This is a genomic window from Microbacterium sp. GXF0217 (genome assembly GCF_054798195.1).
The window spans coordinates 227,780-248,326 of sequence record NZ_JBSJZG010000006.1; the positions used below are offsets into that span (position 1 = coordinate 227,780).

At 66.8% G+C, this 20,547-nt stretch carries 17 protein-coding genes; 15 read left to right on the top strand and 2 right to left on the bottom strand.

Annotated features, from left to right (window positions below):
* The first annotated feature begins 24 nt into the window (after positions 1–24).
* From ACWAT3_RS13960 to ACWAT3_RS14015, 12 genes are all read left to right on the top strand, one after another.
* A complete protein-coding gene (locus ACWAT3_RS13960) occupies positions 25–1,098 on the top strand; it encodes a glycosyltransferase (protein WP_460799354.1) in 1,074 nt (357 codons plus the stop codon).
* Between the two features lie 131 nt (positions 1,099–1,229).
* Positions 1,230–3,650, top strand: coding sequence for an FG-GAP repeat domain-containing protein (locus ACWAT3_RS13965; RefSeq protein ID WP_460799356.1), 2,421 nt, complete (start codon positions 1,230–1,232; stop codon positions 3,648–3,650).
* Positions 3,651–3,768: 118 nt separating this feature from the next.
* The gene (locus tag ACWAT3_RS13970; RefSeq protein ID WP_460799358.1) at positions 3,769–4,674 is read left to right on the top strand and encodes an ABC transporter permease; all 906 of its coding nucleotides are present in this window, start codon (positions 3,769–3,771) and stop codon (positions 4,672–4,674) included.
* A complete protein-coding gene (locus tag ACWAT3_RS13975; RefSeq protein ID WP_460799359.1) occupies positions 4,671–5,408 on the top strand; it encodes an ABC transporter ATP-binding protein in 738 nt (245 codons plus the stop codon). Before ACWAT3_RS13970 ends, ACWAT3_RS13975 begins: the two co-directional genes overlap by 4 nt.
* The gene (locus tag ACWAT3_RS13980; RefSeq protein ID WP_460799361.1) at positions 5,405–7,339 is read left to right on the top strand and encodes a DUF6541 family protein; all 1,935 of its coding nucleotides are present in this window, start codon (positions 5,405–5,407) and stop codon (positions 7,337–7,339) included. The genes ACWAT3_RS13975 and ACWAT3_RS13980 overlap by 4 nt, the downstream gene beginning before the upstream one ends.
* 32 nt (positions 7,340–7,371) lie before the next feature.
* Positions 7,372–8,100, top strand: a complete 729-nt coding sequence (locus tag ACWAT3_RS13985) for a glycosyltransferase family 2 protein (RefSeq protein WP_460799362.1) — start codon at positions 7,372–7,374, stop codon at positions 8,098–8,100.
* The gene (locus ACWAT3_RS13990) at positions 8,097–8,501 is read left to right on the top strand and encodes a DUF2304 family protein (protein ID WP_460799363.1); all 405 of its coding nucleotides are present in this window, start codon (positions 8,097–8,099) and stop codon (positions 8,499–8,501) included. Before ACWAT3_RS13985 ends, ACWAT3_RS13990 begins: the two co-directional genes overlap by 4 nt.
* Complete coding sequence (locus ACWAT3_RS13995; RefSeq protein ID WP_460799365.1) at positions 8,498–9,715, top strand: glycosyltransferase family 4 protein; 1,218 nt, start codon at positions 8,498–8,500, stop codon at positions 9,713–9,715. Before ACWAT3_RS13990 ends, ACWAT3_RS13995 begins: the two co-directional genes overlap by 4 nt.
* Before the next feature lie 78 nt (positions 9,716–9,793).
* Complete coding sequence (locus tag ACWAT3_RS14000; RefSeq protein ID WP_460799366.1) at positions 9,794–10,405, top strand: acyltransferase; 612 nt, start codon at positions 9,794–9,796, stop codon at positions 10,403–10,405.
* On the top strand, positions 10,402–11,499 hold the full coding sequence (locus tag ACWAT3_RS14005; protein WP_460799368.1) for a DegT/DnrJ/EryC1/StrS family aminotransferase: 1,098 nt from the start codon (positions 10,402–10,404) through the stop codon (positions 11,497–11,499). Before ACWAT3_RS14000 ends, ACWAT3_RS14005 begins: the two co-directional genes overlap by 4 nt.
* Entirely contained in the window at positions 11,496–12,497 is a 1,002-nt protein-coding gene (locus ACWAT3_RS14010; protein WP_460799394.1) for a Gfo/Idh/MocA family oxidoreductase, read from the top strand. Before ACWAT3_RS14005 ends, ACWAT3_RS14010 begins: the two co-directional genes overlap by 4 nt.
* Entirely contained in the window at positions 12,497–14,275 is a 1,779-nt protein-coding gene (locus ACWAT3_RS14015) for an ABC transporter ATP-binding protein (protein ID WP_460799370.1), read from the top strand. The genes ACWAT3_RS14010 and ACWAT3_RS14015 overlap by 1 nt, the downstream gene beginning before the upstream one ends.
* Position 14,276: 1 nt before the next feature.
* Here ACWAT3_RS14015 and ACWAT3_RS14020 read toward each other — a convergent pair whose 3' ends face one another.
* Entirely contained in the window at positions 14,277–15,251 is a 975-nt protein-coding gene (locus ACWAT3_RS14020; protein WP_460799396.1) for a glycosyltransferase family protein, read from the bottom strand.
* On the opposite strand from ACWAT3_RS14020, the gene ACWAT3_RS14025 reads away from it, so the two are divergent.
* From ACWAT3_RS14025 to ACWAT3_RS14035, 3 genes are all read left to right on the top strand, one after another.
* Positions 15,161–16,441 carry a glycosyltransferase family 4 protein gene (locus ACWAT3_RS14025; protein WP_460799371.1) on the top strand — a complete coding sequence of 427 codons (1,281 nt, stop codon included), beginning with the start codon at positions 15,161–15,163 and terminating at the stop codon, positions 16,439–16,441. The two genes, ACWAT3_RS14020 and ACWAT3_RS14025, sit on opposite strands and share 91 nt — an antisense overlap.
* Positions 16,442–16,578: 137 nt before the next feature.
* Entirely contained in the window at positions 16,579–17,652 is a 1,074-nt protein-coding gene (locus ACWAT3_RS14030; RefSeq protein ID WP_460799372.1) for a glycosyltransferase, read from the top strand.
* A 52-nt stretch (positions 17,653–17,704) separates the two neighbouring features.
* Entirely contained in the window at positions 17,705–19,000 is a 1,296-nt protein-coding gene (locus ACWAT3_RS14035; RefSeq protein ID WP_460799374.1) for a nucleotide sugar dehydrogenase, read from the top strand.
* A 66-nt stretch (positions 19,001–19,066) separates the two neighbouring features.
* Here the strand turns inward: ACWAT3_RS14035 and ACWAT3_RS14040 are convergent, their stop codons facing one another.
* Positions 19,067–20,476 carry a sugar nucleotide-binding protein gene (locus ACWAT3_RS14040; RefSeq protein WP_460799375.1) on the bottom strand — a complete coding sequence of 470 codons (1,410 nt, stop codon included), beginning with the start codon at positions 20,474–20,476 and terminating at the stop codon, positions 19,067–19,069.
* Between the last annotated feature and the right edge of the window lie 71 nt (positions 20,477–20,547).

Consider the following 20,547-nt stretch of genomic DNA (forward strand, 5'->3'; position numbering starts at 1 on the left):
CCGGAGGCCGTCTACCCTTCTGTTATGGGTGCTCAGCTGCGTGTCGTTCTCGATCAGCTCGCGCAGGTCGTGTCTCCGGATATCGCCTGGGCGTCGCTCGAACTGACGAGTGGGCTCCTGGCCACCGCGCCGAGCGGATGCACGGTCGACGCGATCGTCCCCTCCGGCGCGAAGCCGTCGATCCGCGGCATCGGAGAGGTGCGGACGCTGGGGCTGCAGCGACGCGAGCTCGCGGCATCCTGGCAACTCGGCATCGCGCCGACGGTCGGCGGCGGGATGATCCACGCGCCCAGTCTGATGGCGCCGCTGGTCAAGCACGATCGGGTGCACGACATGGACCAGACCGTCGTGACACTGTGGGATTTGGATGCCTGGGAGGCGCCGCAGACGCTGGCCAAGCCGGCGGTCGCGTGGCACCGCGGGATGCTGCGACGGGCTGCCAAGCACGCGGACGCGATCGTGGTCCCGTCGCACGCGTTCGTCGAACGCGTCGAGGACTACGCCAGGTTCGGCGATCGTGTGCGGGTGATCGCGGGGGCCGCGGCATCCGACCTCCGAACTCCTGCGGATGCGGCCGCCCGCCGCACGCGGATCGGAGTGCCGGAGGAGTACATCGTCGTCGGCGGGCTGGACGACTCGTACGAGCAGGGCTTCCGTGCGGCGGCGGCCGCCGGAGCGGATGCCGTCGTGATCGGGGTCGCGGACGGCGACGAGCCGAAGCTCGCAGAGCTCGCGTCGGCCGCCGGCCTGCCGGAGCGCAGGGTGCACGTCCGGGGGAAGCTGGACGCGGCCGATCGCGCAGCGGTCTTCGCGGGCGCGCGCGCGTTCGTCGCCACGAGCACTTCGACGGCCTGGCCGTGGCGCGCCATCGAGGCGATGACGCTCAACGTGCCGGTCGTCGCCGTCGACAGCGGGGTGCACCGGGACGTCATCGCCGACGGCGGCATCACGACGTCGCCGGAGGAGCTGCCGGACGCCGTTGCGGATGCCGTCGGGAGCGGGAACGCGCGGCTCCGGGTGCTCGCCGGCGACCGGTCGCGCGCGTTTTCCTGGGCGAGCTCGGCCGAGCGGGTCTGGGCGCTGCATGCGGAGCTGTAGCTGCTGAGAGATTGCTGAGCAGCGGGCGGACACGGACCCGGCGCGCCACGCGCAGGGCGCGCCAGAGCGGATAATGACGTCACGTGCGTCACACTGGTCACATGTCTCGTCGTGCCCCACGCCCTCGAAACGTGCCCAGGATCACCCGAATCCTCACCGTCTTCCTCGCCGCCATGGCGGTGACGATCGGCACGGCGATACCGGCGAGCGCCGCGACGACGGTGACGACGGGTGTGTCAGCGCCCATTGCCCGGGTGGCGGTGGAACCGGCATCCAGCGGCATCGTCAAGACCTCTCTCGCCGGCTTCACCCCGGGCAACCTCATCAGCGACGCCGTCTTCACGAACCGGTCGTCGATGACCGAGGCGCAGATCCAGACCTTCTTCAACAGCAAGGTGAAGACGTGTCGGTCGGGCTACACCTGCCTCAAGGATTTCCGGATCAGCTCGGTCGATCGTCCGGCGGACACCTATTGCCGTGGGTACACGGGCGCGGCGAACGAGTCGGCGGCGCGGATCATCTACCGCGTCGCGCAGAGCTGCGGGATCAACCCCCAGGTCCTGATCGTCATGCTCCAGAAGGAGCAGGGGCTCATCAATCACACCTGGCCGAGCCAGTGGCGCTACGACAAGGCGCTCGGACAGGGGTGCCCTGACGGCGGCGTGCCCTGCAACCCGAGGTTCGTCGGGTTCTTCCATCAGATCTACGGCGCCGCGCGTCAGATGCAGATCTACATGGAGGGCAAGTACTTCAGCTGGTACGCGCCGGGGAAGACCTGGAACATCCGGTACGACGTCGAGGTGTCGTGCGGCAGCTCGCCGGTCTACATCGCGAACAAGGCCACCGCGGCGATGTACTACTACACGCCGTATCAGCCGAACGCCGCAGCCCTTCGTGCCGGCTACGGCACGGGCGACTCGTGCTCGGCCTACGGCAACCGCAACTTCTACAACTACTTCACCGACTGGTTCGGCTCGACGCAGAAGCCGGCGGCCCCGGCGCCGGCGGGGCCGACGCTGACCTCCTTGAACAAGGCGGACTACACGCTCGCGCTGAACACGAACGGCACGCTGTGGGCGTATCCGTTCGCGAAGGGCGTGTGGGGGACCCGTGTCCAGGTCGCGAACGGGCTGACCGGTACCAGCAAGGTCATCGGTGTAGGGGACTTGAACGGTGATGGTCACCGGGACTTCGTCGCGGTCGCGAAGAACGGACAGGCGTCAGCGATCTACGGCAACGGCACTAGCACATTCGCCAAGCCCCAAGTCCTCAAGGGCGTCGGGGCGGAGTCCCGACTGGTGACCGCCGCCGGCGACTTCGACTCGGACGGTGTTCCCGACCTCTTCACCGTGACCGCGTCCGGGGCTCTGATGCTCTGGCGAGGCGACAATCGCGGTGGGTTCCACGATGCCGTTCAAGTGGGCCGCGGGTGGGGGCAGACGAACCTCATCGTCGGTGGCATGGACTTCACCGGTGATGGGATCCCCGATCTGATCGGTCGTGGAATATCGGGACGTCTGTGGCTGTATGTCGGTTCGGGGAACGGCAATTGGGCCACGACTCAGCTGATCGGGAAGGGATGGAGCGGCGTTTCCGACCTGTATGTCCCCGGCGATTTCACCGGGGACGGAGTGAACGATCTGGTCGCGAAGACGAAGACGGGCGCGTTGGTGCTGTATCGCGGGGCCGGCAACGGTGCGCTGGGCTCGACATCGAGCATCGGTACCGGGTGGGGGGCGATGGCGATCGCGCACATGGGCGCGAAGGTGTCGTCCAAGCGACCTCTGTCGGCAGGCGTCGGGAATGTCGATGCGCGTCTGGGACGGGACGTGCTCGCCGTGAGCCGGACCGGCTCTCTGCTTCTCTACCGGGGCGACGGCGACGGCGGGTGGGCCGGGGCGAGAACGCTCGGCTCCGGTTGGTCATCGAAGGACAAGCTGCTGCCGCTGGGCGATTTCAACGGTGACGGCTACCCCGACGCGGCGAGGATCGATTCCAAAGGCGCGTTCCGCGTCGTGCCCGGTCTACCCGGCGGGAAGTTCGGCACAAGCGTGATCGTGGGCCGCGGGTGGTCGGGCCTGGTTCCCATCGCCTCCGGCATCGATTTCGACGGCGATCGCAACCCCGACGTGGTGGTGCGCAATGCCGTGGGGGCATTGCTCCTCTATCGGGGAAACGGCGCCGGCGGCTGGGCCGCGAGCACCGGTGTTCAGATCGGACAGAAGTGGGGTGCCATCAACGCGGCGTTCTACGCAGGCGACTTCAACGGAGATGGACATGGAGACATCATCGCCCGCAAGTCGGACGGCACGCTCTGGCTGTATCCGACGAACGGCAGCGGCGGCTGGGGAACCGCGTCGAAGATCGGTACAGGGTGGCAGGGAATGACAGCGATGATCAGCCCGGGCGACTTCGACGGCGACGGCGCGACAGATGTGCTCGGTCGCGTCAAAGATGGACGACTCATCCTGTACCGCGGTAACGGTTCCGGCTCCTGGGACGGCACAACCGTCGTCGGCAAGGGCTGGAACAACATTCTCCTTCTGGGATGAGGGATGGGTGCACATCAGAGTCGGAAGTCGCCTGATGATGGCGCGGGCGCTCAGCTGAGGTGCCGTAGACTACTGAGGTTTGTGACGGTGACCGTCGTCGCACCGAATGAGTGGGCCTGTGACTGAATCCCGAGATCTTTTCGCCGCCGTCCCGCGGTCCGAGTTCGATACCCCCGGCAGAAGTCGGGGGCTGATCGATGTGGTGCGCTGGCGCTACCTGCTGTCCCTGCTGGTACGAACGGGTGTCACCACGAGGTACCGCAACTCCGTGCTCGGCTGGACATGGTCCTACGTGCGACCGGCCGCACAGTTCCTGGTGTTCTGGGTGGTGCTCGGGCTGTTCATGCAGCTCGATCACGGCATCCCGAACTACGCGGTCTACCTGTTCAGCGGCATCGTGATCATCAACCTCTTCTCCGAGGCGTTCAAGAACGCGACCACGTCGATCGTGGGCAACGCCGCCCTGGTGCGCAAGGTGTTCCTTCCTCGTCAGTTGTTCGCCGTGTCTGCCGTGATCGTGGCGTTCGTGCACTTCCTGCCGCAGGTGGGCCTGTTGCTCCTCGTCTGCCTGCTGCTCGGTTGGATCACGAACATCTCGCTGCTCGCTGTGCTGGCGATGTTCGCCGGCATGATCATCGTGATGGTGTTCGCCCTGGGCCTCGGGCTGTTCTTCGGCGCGGTCAATGTGCGCTTCCGTGACGCCGAGAACATCGTCGAGCTCATGCTTCTGCTCGCGACCTGGGCGTCGCCGGTGCTCTATGGCTGGTATCAGGTGCAACAGGCGGTCGTAGGGACGCTCGGCTGGCCGCAGTGGATCGTCGACCTGTATCTGCTCAACCCCATCACGCAGGGCGTCGAGCTGTTCCACTACGCATTCTGGCGTCCCGTCACTGCGACGGCGTTCGAGATCCCGCCTGGGCTCGCGTGGAACACGCTGTGGACGTTCCTCATCGCCGTGGTCACGCTGCTGCTCGGTCAGCTCGTGTTCCGCCGCCTCGAAGGAAGGTTCGCGCAAGACCTATGAGCGAGCAGACTACCCACAAGCCGAGCATCATCGTGGACGGCGTCCACAAGAGATTCACGCTCAACCATGCGTACTCGCTCAAGGACACTGTCGTGTCATGGATCAAGCGCCGCAAGCTCACCAGCGAGTTCGAAGCGCTCAAGGGCATCGACCTCGTGATCGGACAGGGCGAGTCCGTCGCGATCCTCGGACTCAACGGATCCGGCAAGTCGACACTGCTCAAGATGATCTCCGGCGTGATGGAGCCCGATGAGGGTGAGGTGCTCACTCGGGGGCGCGTCGCCGGTCTCATCGAGGTCGGCGCGGGCTTTCATCCTGAGCTCTCCGGCCGAGAGAACGTCTTCCTCAACGCGGCGATCCTCGGCATGAAACGGCATGAGATCGAAGCGCGCTACGACGAGATTGTCGCTTTCAGCGAGATCGAGCAGTTTATCGACCAGGAGGTCAAGCACTACTCGTCCGGCATGTTCATGCGCCTGGCGTTCTCGGTCGCGATCCACGTCGAGCTCGATGTCCTGCTCGTCGACGAGATCCTCTCCGTCGGCGATGCGCCGTTCCGGGAGAAATGCCGCCTCAAGTTCGAGGAGCTCATCTCCCAGGGGAAGACGCTCGTGGTCGTCAGCCACGACATGGAGATGGTCCGCGAGCTCTGCACGCGCGGCGTCGTGATCGACAAGGGCGACGTCGTCTACGACGGTGAAATCGAAGGCGCCATCGCTCTGGTGGACAAGTGATCCTGGACTGGGTCGCGCAGACTCCGGCTCTTCTCGCCGGAGTCCTCGTGGTCTTCGTCCCCGGGCTCATCGCTTTCTGGGGTGTCGGCCTTCGCGGGCTGCCGCTGTGGGCAGCGGCGCCGCTCTTCGGCACTGCCACGGCAGCGCTTGCGGCCCTCGCCGCGGGACTCGTCGGCATCGCGTGGTCTCCGTTGACATGGGCATTCGCCGCCCTGGCGGTCGTTGCGATCGCATGGGGGATCGGAAGGCTGCTCGGCAATCGGCTGCCGAAGCCGGCCGCATCGGACGCACCGTCGTGGGTGTTTCCGACGGCGCTGGCGATCGGTATGGCGATCGGTGCGTGGCGATTGATCGCGTTCATCGCGGACCCCGAGGCGATCTCGCAGACCAACGACGCGGTGTTCCACATGAACGCGGTCCGCTACGCGCTGGAGACCGGAAACGCGTCCGCGCTGCACATCAGCTCGGTGGTCGGCGGCTCCGGATTCTATCCGGCGGCCTGGCACGACATCGTCATCCTGGTCGTTCAGTTGTCCGGGGCTTCCATCCCCGTGGCGGCGAACATGCTCACGGTGCTGATCGGTGCTGTGATCTGGCCACTGGGTATCGCCTGGCTGACCCGGGAGCTCACGTCATCCGTTCGGATCGCCTCCATCGCCGCTGTGCTCTCAGGCGCCCTGCAGACCTTCCCGCTGCTGATGTTCCAGTGGGGCGTACTGTTCCCGAACGCACTGTCGACCGCGCTGATCCCTGGGGGAGTGGCGCTGGTGATCGCGCTGGCGCGGTGGGGCAGCGACGGCGAACGAGCGCGAGCATTCGTGCGCGGCGCGCTGCTCGTGCTCGTCGTGACGGGCGCCCTGTTGCTGGCGCAACCGGCCGCGCTGCTGCCGTGGGCTCTGATCTGCATGATCTGGCTGAGCTTCCGGGCCCTTCGCCGCCGGGACGGCGCGCTGGCGGTGCGGCCCCTCCTCGTGATCGCGGCTATGTGGGTCGCTCTCGCGATCGTCTGGTACCTCCTCTCGCAAGGGACCAGTGGGTCGCACTGGGCGCCGTTCCGGGGAAAGCTCGAGGCGGCTGCAGACATCCTCCTCAACGGCCGGGTCATGATCCCGTTCGCGTTCGTCATCAGCGCACTTATGCTCGTGGGAATCGTCGTCGGTGTGCGACGCGCCCCGTATCGGTGGTTCGTGGCAGTGTGGCTCGCGCTCTCGATGCTGTATGCGTTCGCCGCGGCGTTCGGCAACCCGATCATCCGAAACGACCTGCTCGGTGCGTGGTACGCGGATCCGTATCGGATCGCGGCGCTCGCTCCGATCGCCGTGATCCCCTTGGCGGCGGTCGGCCTCGATGCGATCGTCAGAATCCTTGCCGGATGGACGCGCCAGCCGACTGACGGAGCCGGGGTCGCGGTTGCGGGGCTGGCAGCCGCGGCGATCGTCATGCTTGCGATCGTTCTGCTGCGTCCGGTCGCGTTGCCGGAGATCACCAAGAATTCGTTCTTTCCCGGCTCGACATACGACGAGAACGGCATCGAAGCCTATCTGACGGCGGATGAGCGCAGCATGCTGGAAGCGCTCGACGAAATCGTCGAGGACGGGGCGATCGTGCTCGGCAACCCGTCGACGGGTTCTGGGTTCGGATATTTCCTCAGCGGTGTCGACGTCTATCCGCGCACGTGGTCTCCTCCGAGTCGGGAGCAGTGGCAGGTGCTGGCGAACGAGCTGAAGGACGCCGCGGATCTGCCGGAGGTGTGCGATGCTCTGGCCTACTTCGGTGATCCGGAGTATGTCCTGGACTTCGGTCCCGGCGAGGTCGAGCCCGGCCGCTATGTCATGCCGGGCATGACGGACTTCGCGGGTCAGGATGGGTTCGAGCTCGTGGCAGAGGAGGGGGACGTCTCGCTATGGAGGATCACCGCGTGCGCGCAATGACTCTGCCAGTCGGATCAGTAGAATCTCAGACGATGCGTCCGGAAGATCTGACCGTTCTCGTCGCTATTCCGGCGCTGAACGAAGAAGAGTCCGTCGCGGACGTGATCCGCGACGTGCGCGAGGCGATCCCTGAGGCGACCGTCGTCGTCGTCGATGACGGATCGAGCGACCGTACGGGCGTGCGTGCGGTCGACGCGGGCGCGATCGTACTGACGCTTCCCTTCAATCTCGGAGTCGGCGGTGCGATGCGCGCCGCCTTCCGCTTCGCCAGGGCCAACGGCTTCGACGCGGTGGTCCAGGTCGATGCGGACGGCCAGCACGACCCTGCGAACGTCGCAGAGCTCGTGCGTCGTCTGGACAGCGCCGACCTCGTGATCGGTGCGCGATTCGCCGGAGTGGGGGACTACGGCGTCCGTGGTCCGCGCAAGTGGGCGATGCGGATTCTCGCCAGCACCATCAGCCGCGTCGCGCGGACCAGGCTTACGGACGTGACGAGCGGATTCAAGGCGGCCGGCCCCCGTGCCGTCGCGCTGTTCGCCGACAACTTCCCCGCGGAGTATCTCGGCGACACGGTTGAGGCACTCGTCATCGCCGCGCGCGCCGGGCTGGTCATCGCTCAGGTTCCCGTCGAGATGCGCGAACGTCAGGCGGGCGTTCCATCGCATGATCCGATCAAGGCCGCGGTGTACCTCGTCCGCGCGTGCGCCGCGTTCGCGCTTGCCATGCTGCGTCCCCGCACCCGACTGGAGGAGGGGCGATGAGCCCGATCACCTATGCGTTCGGAATCGTCGCAGCGGTCCTCGCACTCATCGCCATCATCGAACTGATGCGCCGGGGCACATTGAGGGAACGCCACGCCGTGTGGTGGTTCGTCGGCGGCGTCCTCGCGTTGGTCATCGCGGTCTTCCCCCAGACGCTCACTTGGGCGGCCAGGACGCTCGGAGTTTCCGTGCCGACCAACCTGGTCTTCTTCGTCGCCATCGGTCTGCTGTTCCTGGTGAGCCTGCAGTACGGCGCAGAGCTGACGCGTGTGGAAGAGAAGCTGCGCACCCTGGCCGAGCACACCGCGTTCCAGGAGCGACGTATATCGGAGCTCGAGCGACGGACCTCGCCGAAGCCCGACGATTCGACGCAGACCGCGCCGGAAAAGGATGTCACTTGAACGCGTCCCGCTCGAGCAGCATTTCTCGCCCCGTGCGGGTGACGGTCATCTCACGCATCTACACGCCCGAACCGTCTGCCGGCTCCATGCGCCTGCAGGCGCTCGTGACCGAACTCGCCGATCGCCAGTGCGACGTTCGAGTCCTGACGACGAAGCCGCCGCACTGGATTCCTGTGCCGGAGAGTCGCTCCAATGAGACGGTCGTCCGGTGGCCTGTCCTTCGCGATCGCGGCGGATACGTCCGTGGCTACCTCCAGTACTTGAGTTATGACGTCCCGGTGTTCTTCCGAATCCTTTTCGGCCGGCGCGCGGATGTCTACGTCATCGAACCGCCGCCGACGACCGGAACGGTCGCCCGTTGGGCCGCGTGGATGCGACGTCGACCCTATGTCTACTACGCGGCCGATATCTGGTCGGATGCCGCGCACATGACCGGAGCCAAGACATGGGTCGTCAATGTCGTGCGGCTTCTCGAGAAATATGCTCTCAACGGTGCGCGTCTGAACCTCGTCGTCTCGGATGGAGTCGTGGAACGCATCGAGGAACTCACCCCCGACGCGAAGATGATCTCGGTGGGGCATGGAGTCGACACCGAACTCTTCTCGCCGGAGGGCCCCCGTGCTGAGGGGGTGGCCGACATCGTCTACGTCGGCACCATGAGCGAGTGGCATGGTGCGAGCATCGCCGTCGAAGCGCTGGCCATCGTTATGCGTGAGCGACCCGATCTCACGGCTGCGTTCATCGGTCAGGGCGCGGACAAGGATCGTCTCGCCGACGCGGCGATACGCCTCGGGATCGCTGATCGTGTGAGCTTCCATGCGCCGGTTCCAGCCGCCGACGCCGCGACCTGGCTTCGGTCCGCGCGCATCGCCTTGGCGACGCTCAAGCCCGGTCAGGGGTACGACTTCGCTGTGCCCACGAAGTTGTATGCGGCGCTTTCCGTCGGCACCCCCGTCGCTTACGCCGGCCCTGCGCCGCTCGCGAAGCTGATTCGTGAAGAGCAGCTGGGAGCGGCGAGCGCATATGACATCGACGAGTATGCCGCCGCTATTCGACGTCTCCTGGAGACCAGCGACGGAAGTCGCCAGTTGAGACTGACTGAGTGGGTGAAGGACAGGGTCTCCGCTGCCGCGGTGGCGGCACGCGCTGCCGAAGGAGTTCTCTCCGTCGCCGGCAGCGACGGGGGCACGTCCTCTCGGGGCGAGGGGCGCTGAGCAGCAGCTCAAGGCGCAGACGTTAGACTTGCTGATCGTCGAGCAACCCGTCTGCCCGATCGCCGCAAGGAGCTTTCCGTGACCCATTCCCCCAGCGTGCGCGTCGTCGATTCCGCCGACGTGGCATCCGACTCCGTGATCGGCGATGGGTCCTCGATCTGGCATCTCGCACAGGTCCGCGAGAACGTTCGGATGGGCGCCAACTGCATCGTCGGGCGCGGCGCATACATCGGCACCGGCGTCGTCATGGGCGACAACTGCAAGGTGCAGAACTACGCGCTCGTCTACGAACCCGCGAAACTCGGCGACGGCGTCTTCATCGGGCCGGCCGTCGTGCTGACCAACGACACCTATCCGCGCGCCATCAATCCTGACGGATCGATCAAGAGCGCGCACGACTGGGAGCCTGTCGGAGTCACGATCGAGCGAGGCGCGTCCATCGGCGCGCGCGCGACGTGCGTGGCCCCCGTCACGATCGGCGCCTGGGCGACCGTCGCCGCCGGCGCGGTCGTCGTCAAGGACGTCCCCGCCTACGCTCTCGTCGCCGGAGTTCCTGCCCGCCGCATCGGCTGGGTGGGGGAGTCCGGTCATCCGCTCACCCGCGCGGATGACGACGGCGTCTGGATCTGCCCCGTGAGCGGCACGCGCTACATCGAGAACGATGGCGCACTGAGCAAGGAGAACGTGTGAGTGAGTTCATTCCCCCCGCCAAGCCGATCATCGGCGACGACGAGCGCGAGGCCGTCGATCGCGTCCTGCGCAGCGGAATGGTCGCGCAGGGGCCGGAGGTCGCGGCATTCGAGAGCGAGTTCTCGGCGCACTTCGTCCAGGGACGCCCGTCAGTCGCCGTGAACTCCGGGACCGCGGGGCTGCACCTCGGCCTGCTCGCCGCGGGTGTCGTCGCGGGCGATGAGGTCATCGTGCCCTCGTTCACATTCGCCGCCACCGGCAACTCCGTCGCGCTCACCGGTGCGACTCCGGTGTTCGTCGACATCGAGCCGGAGACGTTCTCGCTCGATCCTGAGGCGGTCGCTGCGGCGATCACTCCGAAGACCAAGGGCATCCTTCCGGTGCACCTGTACGGGCACCCGGCACGGATGCGCGAACTCGAGGAGCTCGCCGCCGCCCGGGGCGTCGCGCTGTACGAGGACGCCGCGCAGGCACATGGCGCCGCACTCGACGGCCGCCCGGTCGGAACCTTCGGCGAGTTCGCCATGTTCAGCCTCTACCCGACGAAGAACATGACCAGCGGCGAGGGCGGGATGGTCACCACCGCGACCGATGACATCGCCCGCCGCGTCAAGCTGCTGCGCAACCAGGGCATGGAGCGGCAGTACGAGAACGAGATCATCGGCTTCAACGCACGCATGACCGACATCCACGCCGCGATCGGTCGTGTTCAGCTCACGAAGGTGAACGCATGGACTGCGACGCGGCAGGCGAACGCGGCATTCCTGGATGCGCATCTGCGCGGCGTCATCATCCCGCCCGTCGCCGAGGGCGCGACGCACGTCTACCACCAGTACACGATCCGCGTGACGGATGACCGGGACGGCTTCGTCGCCGCCCTCAAGAGCGAGTACAACGTCGGCTCCGGCGTGTACTACCCGATCCCGAACCACCGTCTTCCCTCGCTCGCACCCTACGCACCGGGCCTCGACCTACCCGAGACGGAGCGCGCCGCACGCGAGGTCGTCTCGCTGCCCGTGCATCCGTCGCTCACGCAGGACGACCTGGAGCGCATCGTGACCGCGGTGAACGCCGTGGCCGGAGCGGGTGCCTGATGGGGCTGCGAGCAGGACTCCTCGGCGTCGGGATGATGGGACGCCACCACGCGCGCGTGCTGCGCGAGGTGGAGGGCGTGGACCTGGTCGCGATCGCGGACCCAGGTGGTGACCCGCATGGCGTCGCCGGTGATCTCGAGGTCCTCCCGGACATCGATGCGCTCATCGCCGCCGGAATCGACGTCGCCGTCGTGGCGGTCCCGACGCGCTTCCACGAGGATGCCGCGCTCAAGCTCGCGGCAGCGGGAGTGCACACGCTGGTCGAGAAGCCGATCGCCGACACCGTCGAGGCCGGACAGCGGATGGTGGATGCCTTCGCCGCGGCCGGACTGGTCGGCGCTGTCGGGCACATAGAGCGCTTCAATCCCGCCCTCCAGGAGCTGCGCCGTCGGATCGAGGCCGATGAACTCGGTGCGGTCTACCAGGTCGTCACTCGCCGCCAGGGCCCATTCCCATCGCGCATCGCTGACGTCGGCGTCGCGAAGGATCTCGCCTCGCACGACGTCGATCTCACGGCGTGGGTCGTGCAGAGCGACTACGAGCGGGTCTTCGCGCAGACCGCCTTCAAGAGCGGGCGCGAGCACGAGGACATGATCACGATCACCGGACGCACCGCGTCCGGCGTCATCGTGAACAACATCGTGAACTGGCTGAGCCCGATGAAGGAGCGCCTCACGGTCGTCACGGGCGAGAAGGGCGCGTTCATCGCGGACACCTCCACCGGCGACCTGACGTTCTACGCCAACGGCACGATCCCGCTGGAATGGGAGTCCGTGTCGTCGTTCCGCGGTGTCTCGGAGGGCGACGTGACCCGCTACGCTTTCGCCAAGCGCGAGCCGCTCCGGGTCGAGCACGAGGCCTTCCGCGACGCCGTACTCGGTGAACAGACTGATGTGGTCACCATGGAGCAGGGTCTGCGCACGCTCGAGGTCGTCGAAGCCGCGCTCGCTTCGGCGCGATCCGGCGATTCGGTCACGCTCATCGCCCAGGGGGACTGATGCGCGCCTTGTGGGACGCCCTGCGTGAACTGCTGGAACTGCTGCCTCGCGACGCGAGGTCGTTCCTGATCCGCTACTCGATCTCGTCCTCGGCCCTCGCGCTGATCGATGTCGTGGCGTTGAGCCTGCTCGCGCTCGTGCTCGCTCCGACCATGAGTGGCAGCGAGGTCACGATCCCGGTCATCGGCACGATCGCGCCCGAGCAGGTCGTCTGGGTGCTCGTCGCGGCCTGCGTGCTCCTCGTCCTGAAGTCGATGATCGCTCTGCTGCAGCAGTGGTACGTCACGCGGCGGATGGCGGAGTTCGAGCTCGTCATCGGCAACAGGCTGTTCAGCGCTTACATCCGCGCCCCCTGGCTGGAGCGGATGAAGCGGAACTCGGCGGAGCTGGTGCGGATGGCGGATGTGGGGATCGCGAACACGACGTCGGGACTGATACTCCCCGTGGCGTCCCTTCCCTCGCAGGTCGTCACATTCATCTCGGTGCTGATCGTGCTTTTCGTGGCACAGCCGACCATCGCGATCGTGACGGTCGTGTATCTCGCCATCGTCGCAGCCGTCCTGTACGGCTGGGTGTCTCGCCGTGCCGTGGCGAACGGGCGTCGCAATCGCGACTACTCCTTCCGCACTGCGACGTTGATGACCGAAATGGTTCAAGCGCTGAAGGAGATCACGCTCCGCGACAAGGCAGCCGAGGTCGCGGCCCACGTCAACGAGAACCGGGCGGTCGCGGTGAAGGCCCGAGCGACGATCGGTTTTCTCGGGGCGATCCCGAAGTTCGTGCTCGACTCAGCCATGATCCTCGGGTTCCTCATCATCGGAGGCGTGGGCTTCGTAATCGGTGGCGCGCCGGGGGCGATGAGTTCGATCGCACTGTTCGGCATCGCGAGCCTGCGCATGATCCCATCGCTGCTCCAGTTCCAGGCGGTGATGACCTCGACCGCGTCGACCTTGCCGCACGCTCGCGCCGTCATCCGGGACATCAAGGCCGCAGAGGGATACGTCACTCGCGCCGAGCAGATCGGGTACGGATCGCTGGGCGACGATCCGAAGGAGCTGCGATTCCGGGATGTCTCGTTCCGCTATCCCGATGCGCCGATGCCGGCCGTTCAGAACGTCGATCTGACGATTCCGCTCGGCACGCACGTCGCCTTCGTCGGAGAGTCCGGTGCCGGGAAGTCCACGATGGTCGATCTGATCCTCGGCCTCCTCACGCCGACCGACGGTTCGGTCAGCGTCGATGACATCGACCTGTCCGCGGTTCTGGGGACGTGGCGTTCCCGCGTCGGGTACGTGCCGCAGGATGTCGCGCTGTTCGACGGAACGATCGGTCAGAACATCGCGCTGACGTGGAGCGACGAGTACGACAGGGAAGCTGCGGCTCGTGCGGTGAACCGTGCTCAGCTCGCTTCCGTCGTCGACGCCCGCGAGGGCGGATTGAATGCGCGCGTCGGCGAACGCGGGCTGGCCCTATCCGGAGGCCAGCGACAGCGCCTCGGCATCGCGCGCGCGCTCTACACCGATCCTGTGGTCCTGGTGATGGACGAGGCCACCTCAGCGCTCGACACGAACACGGAAGACGCCGTCACCACAGCGATCGGTCAATTGCGTGGTTCGGTCACGGTGATCACCGTCGCCCACCGTCTCGCGACGGTCCGCAACGCCGATCTGGTCTGCTTCTTCAAGGACGGACGCATCGCCGCGCGTGGGTCGTTCGAGGAAGTGGTCGCTGCAGCGCCCGATTTCGCTCAGCAGGCGCGCCTGGCCGGACTGGCCTGAATCAGCTCGAGACGCTGCGGTAGACATCGATGAGTCGAGGGATGTACCGATCGGCAGTGTGATGGTGCAGAGCCCATTCGCGGCTGCCGAGCGAGGCCGCCGCGGTGATCGGATCCTCCCGATCACTGAGGATCGCGTGAACGACTTCGTCGACGGTTCCGTGGCGAATCGGAACGGGAAGCCCGTCCGGGCCGGGAAGGGGGATTCCCACCGACGCGAGCGGGATTCCGATGCCCATGGCCTCGATCTCCGACACGGAGAGGATCTGTGTCGCCTGTCCGACGACCACATCGGCGCCTCCGAGGAATCCGAGATAGTCGCTGTGCGTCATCTTCGGCACGAGCCGCACACCCCGCGCGGCGGCGGCTGCCGCTCCAGGGCCCCAGTCCAGGCCACGGACGTCCACTCCCGCGCTGACGAGGTCCTCGGCGACGCGGAGCATGTCATCGAGGCCCTTGACCTCCTCCCAGCGCGATGCGAACGCGACGTAGCCTTGGGGCGACCACGCCGGCAGCTGTCGCGGGTCGATGAAGACGGGCAGATACTCGGCGTCCGATCGCGCCGTCGTCGCGTTCTCCTCGTTGTCTCTGGTCGAGTAGAACACGTGGGCGGCACCGTCGATATGCATCTGGATCCCCGGCCCTCTGACCGGGTCCTTCCACAGCGTGCGGATGTCGGTGCCATGCAAGTGGAGCACATACGGCCGGCGTGGCACGATACGCGAACGCAGACGTCTCGTCGTGGTCGCGTAGTGCACGTGGACGACGTCCGACGACATGACGTTGCGCGCGATGCGCGCCAGCGTGCGGTACTCGTCGACGCGAGTCGTCGTCGTCCGTCCCTCGCGCACAGGTGCCCATGTCTGCTCCGGGGGCAGGATCTTCCATGGCTGCCCTGCTCTGCGAGCCGCGTCAACGAGATGCTGACCGACGAAGGCGCAGTCGTTCAGATGAAGGGCGCGAGGGGAGGGCGTCATGCAGTCCATGCTATTCGGAGGGCCCGAACCGGGCCGCACGAACCGTGCCTGACGAACCGTGCCGTTCAGCGGATCGATCGCGATCCGGCGCTGCTGTTACGCTCGAAGACGTGCAGATTCTCGTGGTGACCACCTGGTTCCCTTCTGCACTCAACCCCGGGGCCGGCTCATTCATCGCACGTGACGTCCGGGCGCTTGCGCGTGATCATGACGTGCGTGTTCTGCATCTCGCACCCGCTGAACTCGATGACGGCGAGCGAGAGTTCCTCCACGAGCACGTCCCCGTCACGCGTCTTCCGCTGGACGTCCGCAGGCCGCGCGACTGGCCTGCTGCGGCACGCGCCTCGCTCGCTGCTGCTGTGGACGCGGACCTGGTGCACACCATGGCGGCCCCGGCGTTGCTGCCCTTCATGCTCCGAAGACCACGCGCAGCCTGGGTGCACACCGAGCACTGGAGCGGCGTGGCTGGTCTCGCAACCGGACGCGGACGCTCCCGCCTCGTTCGGCCACTCGTTCGTCGGGCATTCGCCGGTCCTGACCAGGTCGTTGCGGTCAGCGACTTCCTTGCGCGCCCTGTACGGTCGCTGCGCAGCAAGCCGGTGAGCGTGATCGGCAATATCGTCGATACCCCGCCCCACAGTGTGGGCGTCCCAGCAGAACCATCGTCCGGCGCACTTCGGATGCTGGGCGTCGGCGCCGTGCGGCCGAACAAAGGATGGGAGTTGGCGGTCGCGGCGCTCGAGTCGCTGCTCGACCGTGGTGTCGATGCCGAACTCACCTGGTTGGGTGGCGGCCCCGGCTTCGACGAGCTTCGCGAGCGGGCTCGGGGCCTCCCGGTGCGTGCCCCCGGGCATGTGACCCAGGCGTCTGTTCTCGACGAGATGCGGCGCGCCGACCTTCTCGTGCTGCCGACCGTGTCCGAGACCTTCTCTCTTGTCACTGTCGAGGCACTCGCCGCCGGGCTTCCCGTCGTCGCGACGGGGATCGGTGCGCACGTCGATTTCTTGACGCCGGGTACCGGACTGGTCGTGGATCGCGACCCGGAGGCGCTCGCCGATGGCGCGATCGCTTTGCGCTCAGCAGTTCGCGACCTGGTGCGGCGGCATGGCGCGCAGTTGCAGCAGCAGTTCTCGGAGCAAAGCTTCCGAACGGCGTATGCCGAGATCTACGAAAGGGCCCAGGCACACTGATGGCATCCGGCAGAACCACAGGCAGAGCGGACGCGACGTCGGACATCATCGTCGCGGTCCACGATCTCCGGCGCAACATCCAGCGGGCGGTCGGATCCATCGTCGCCGACCCCGACCCGTGCGTCCGAGCCTTCGTGGTGGCGCACAACATTCCGCGCGCGGACGTGGAGCATTCTCTCGCCGACCTGCTCGTCGCGCATCCGGGGCGAATCCGCATCGAGGAGCTGCACGACGGCATCCCGAGCCCGTCCGGTCCCTTCAACTTCGGCATGGCGGAGTCCGACGCGGACTACGTCGGCATCATGGGGTCGGACGACGAACTGGACCCAGGGGCGGTCACGCAGTGGCGCCGCACGGCTGAACGTCATGGTGCCGACGCCGTGATCGCCAAAGTGGTCAGGGGCGATCTGCGCAATCTGGTCCGATCCCCGCCGAAGCGGCTCTTTCGCACGGGGCGGCTCGATTTCGAGCGAGATCGCCTTTCCTATCGAAGCGCGCCGCTGGGGCTGATGCGGCGGGAGGCCGTTTCGCGTCTTCAGCTCCGACTGCTGGAGGGCGCGCGAAATGGGGGCGATCTGCCGTTCGTCACGCGTCTGTGGCTTCGGGGGCGGGTCGTTCCGGCACAGGGGCTCGCTGCCTACGTCGAACATGCGGACGCGCCGGTTCGGGTGACTCACGTTGCGAAGCCGGTTGCGGAAGAGCTGGCGCCTGTTCGTCGCCTCCTCGCGAGTGAGGACGTGCGGTCGATGACGCGTGGTCAGCGCGAGGCCCTGGCCACGAAACTCTTCCGTCGGAACCTCACGGACTCGATTCGCAAACGCGATGGTGGCCGCGGATTCACGGTGGCTGACATCGCCGAGTTCCGTGCGCTGATCGAAACGCTCGACGAGTTCGCGCCGCGGGCACGCGCGATGCTCGCGATCGCGCATGCGCGCATGTTCGATGTGTTCCTCACCGAGCAACCGGATCTCGACGACGTCGCCCGACACGACGCTGCTGCGCAGCGCTACCGGAGTCCGGATGCGATTCTTCCGCGTCGGCTGCATCTTGTTCTGCACTCTCAAGCGCAACCGCGCTTCATGCTCGCCTCTGGGCTCATCAAAGTCGGTTCGTCGCGCTATTTTCCCGCCGCGAGGTCGGTGTTCTTCGTCGGTATAGGACTGGTCGCAGTAGCGGTCATCGGCCTGATGGTGCGGTCCCTCGGACGATAGCCTGTCGGCGTCGTGGGCTTCGTCGCATCCACGGCCCCGTAGACTGGAACCCATGCGCATCGCCGTCGTGGCCCTGGGAAAAATCGGGCTTCCTCTTGCTGTTCAGTTCGCCTCCTCCGGACACGATGTCATCGGCGTCGACGTCAACCAGAAGGCCGTCGACACGATCAACGCGGGGCAGGAGCCCTTCCCCGGCGAAGCGCACCTGCAGGAGCGCCTCGCCGAACTGATCCCCGCAGGCAGACTGCGCGCGACGAGCGACTACGCCGAGGCCATTCCCGGCGCGGATGCCGTCGTGCTGGTCGCCCCGGTCTTCGTGAACGATGAGACCTGGGAACCCGACTTCAAGTACATGGACTCCGCGACGCGTTCGCTCGCCGAGCACCTGACGCCTGGAACCCTCGTCTCATACGAGACGACTTTGCCGGTCGGCACCACGCGCACCCGGTGGGCGCCGATGCTCGAAGAAGGCTCCGGGCTCACCGAGGGCGTCGACTTCCACGTCGTCTACTCGCCGGAGCGCGTGCTCACCGGTCGCGTCTTCGAGGACCTCCGCAAATACCCCAAGCTGATCGGCGCTCTCTCGGCGGAGGGAACGCGCCGCGCACGCGAGTTCTACGAAGCCGTGCTGCAGTTCGACGAGCGCACTGACCTGCCGCGGCCGAATGGCGTCTGGGATCTCGGTTCCACCGAGGCATCCGAGATGGCGAAGCTCGCCGAGACCACCTACCGTGACGTCAACATCGGCCTCGCAAACCAGTTCGGTCTCTTCGCGGCATCGCACGGCATCGACGTCTACAAGGTCATCGAGGCCTGCAATTCGCAGCCGTACAGCCACATCCACCGTCCGGGCATCGCCGTGGGCGGCCACTGCATCCCCGTCTACCCGCGCCTGTACCTTGCGACTGATCCCGACGCCGACATCGTGCGCGTGGCACGCCAGCTGAACGCCTCGATGCCCGAGCGCCTCGTCGCTCAGGCCGAAAACATCCTCGGAGATCTGTCCGGCCGTCGTGCGGTCGTACTCGGTGCCGCGTACCGCGGGGGAGTGAAGGAGACCGCGTTCTCCGGTGTCTTCCCGACCGTGCAGGCGCTCACCGAGCGCGGAGCCGAGGTCTCCGTGCACGACCCGCTGTACACCGACGATGAACTGCGCGCTCTCGGCTTCCAGCCGTACGCGACCGGGGATGCCGCGGATCTCGCGATCCTGCAGACCGATCACGCCGACTACAAGACGCTTGCGCCGGAGAGCATCCCCGGCGTCAAGCTCCTCGTCGACGGGCGCAATGCCACCGATGCGGCTCTGTGGGCCGGCACGCCGCGGATCGTCGTGGGCGCCGCGGCCTGACCCGGACAGCAGAACGCCCCCTCAGCGAGGAGCTGAGGGGGCGGTTCTCGTATCGAGGCGACCGGATCAGACGTCGAGGTACTCCTTGAGCGCTTCGGCGCCGTCGCGGGTCGTGAAGCCTGTCGCGGTGATCTTGGTGAGGTCGAGCACGCTGTTCAGCGGTCGGGGGGACACCGGGCCTGCGGCATCCTTGAAGTAGTCCGCGGTGGTGACGTCGCCGACGCGGGCGGCGTCATGGCCGGTCAGTTCGTAGACCGAGCGGGCGATGTCTGCCCAGGACTGCGGTTCTCCGGCGCTGGTGACGTTGTAGGTGCCGTAGGCGGCATCCGCGTCCAGCAGGTGCACGATGGCGTCGGCGATGTCGGTGGTGAAGCTGAGCCGGCCGACCTGGTCGCTGACGACCTTCGGGTCCACGCCGCGTTCGGCGAGGGAGCGCATGGTGCCGACGAAGTTCTTGCCCTCGCCGATGACCCAGGAGGTGCGGACGATGTAGTGGCGTGCGGCGGTCTGCACGGCGAGGTCGCCGGCGGCTTTGGTCTGGCCGTAGACGCCGAGCGGGCTGAACGTCTCGTCTTCGGTGTGGGCTCCGGTGGCGGTGCCGTCGAAGACGTAGTCGCTGGAGATGTGGACGAGGGTGATGCCGTTGTCGTCGGCGATCCGGGCCAGCTGCGCCACTGCGAAGGCGTTCGCCTGCCAGGCGGCGGTTCGTCCGTCTGGGGTCTCTGCGGTGTCGACGGCCGTATAGGCGGCGGCGTTGATGATGGTGCCGTAGTCGCGCCACCGGCGTGCGCCGGGGAGATCGGGAGAGGTGACGTCGAGGTCGGCCCTGGTGGCGTACTCGATGTGCGCGGCGTCGCCGAGGCGGGAACGCAGGGCGAGGCCGAGCTGGCCTGCGGCGCCGAGGACGAGGACCTTCCGGGGCGCGATCGGGGTGACGTCGGTCAGCCGCGGGTGCGCCTTGTCCTTGTCGGAGATCTCGACCTGATCGAGCGGGATGGGCCAGTCGATCGCGGCGGTCTCGTCGGCGAGGTTCAGGAACGAGTAGGACGCGTCGGGCGACCAGTGGTCGTTGACGAGATACGCGTACGCGGTGTCGGCTTCCAGGGTCTGGTAGGAGTTGCCGACGCCACGGGGGACGAAGATCGCCCTGGACGGGTCGATCTCGGCCGTGTAGACGGCCCCGAACGTCGGCCCCTCGCGCAGGTCGACCCACGCACCGAAGATGCGTCCGGTCGCGACCGACACCCATTTGTCCCACGGCTCGGCGTGGATGCCGCGGGTCGTGCCGACCTGGTCGTTGAACGAGATGTTGTTCTGCACGGGCCCGAAATCGGCGAGCCCGGCCGCGACCATCTTCTCCCGCTGCCAGTTCTCCTTGAACCAGCCGCGGGAATCGCCGTGCACGGGCAGTTCAGCGATCAGCAGGCCGGGGATCGTGGTCTCGGAGATCGAGAGCGCCTTGCCGAAGTCGGTCATCACTGTCCTTTGGTGGCGTAGAAGGCTTCGGTGGTGTCTTTGGAGGGGGCCCACCAGGGTTCGTTGGTGCG

Coding starts and splice junctions, on each gene's coding strand:
- ACWAT3_RS14020 (WP_460799396.1), bottom strand. CDS start 15,251: ATGACGCCCTCCCCTCGCGCCCTTCATCTGAACGACTGCGCCTTCGTC.
- ACWAT3_RS14025 (WP_460799371.1), top strand. CDS start 15,161: ATGGCTGCCCTGCTCTGCGAGCCGCGTCAACGAGATGCTGACCGACGA.
- ACWAT3_RS14035 (WP_460799374.1), top strand. CDS start 17,705: ATGCGCATCGCCGTCGTGGCCCTGGGAAAAATCGGGCTTCCTCTTGCT.
- ACWAT3_RS14015 (WP_460799370.1), top strand. CDS start 12,497: ATGCGCGCCTTGTGGGACGCCCTGCGTGAACTGCTGGAACTGCTGCCT.
- ACWAT3_RS13990 (WP_460799363.1), top strand. CDS start 8,097: ATGAGCCCGATCACCTATGCGTTCGGAATCGTCGCAGCGGTCCTCGCA.
- ACWAT3_RS13960 (WP_460799354.1), top strand. CDS start 25: ATGGGTGCTCAGCTGCGTGTCGTTCTCGATCAGCTCGCGCAGGTCGTG.
- ACWAT3_RS13985 (WP_460799362.1), top strand. CDS start 7,372: ATGCGTCCGGAAGATCTGACCGTTCTCGTCGCTATTCCGGCGCTGAAC.
- ACWAT3_RS13975 (WP_460799359.1), top strand. CDS start 4,671: ATGAGCGAGCAGACTACCCACAAGCCGAGCATCATCGTGGACGGCGTC.
- ACWAT3_RS14040 (WP_460799375.1), bottom strand. CDS start 20,476: ATGACCGACTTCGGCAAGGCGCTCTCGATCTCCGAGACCACGATCCCC.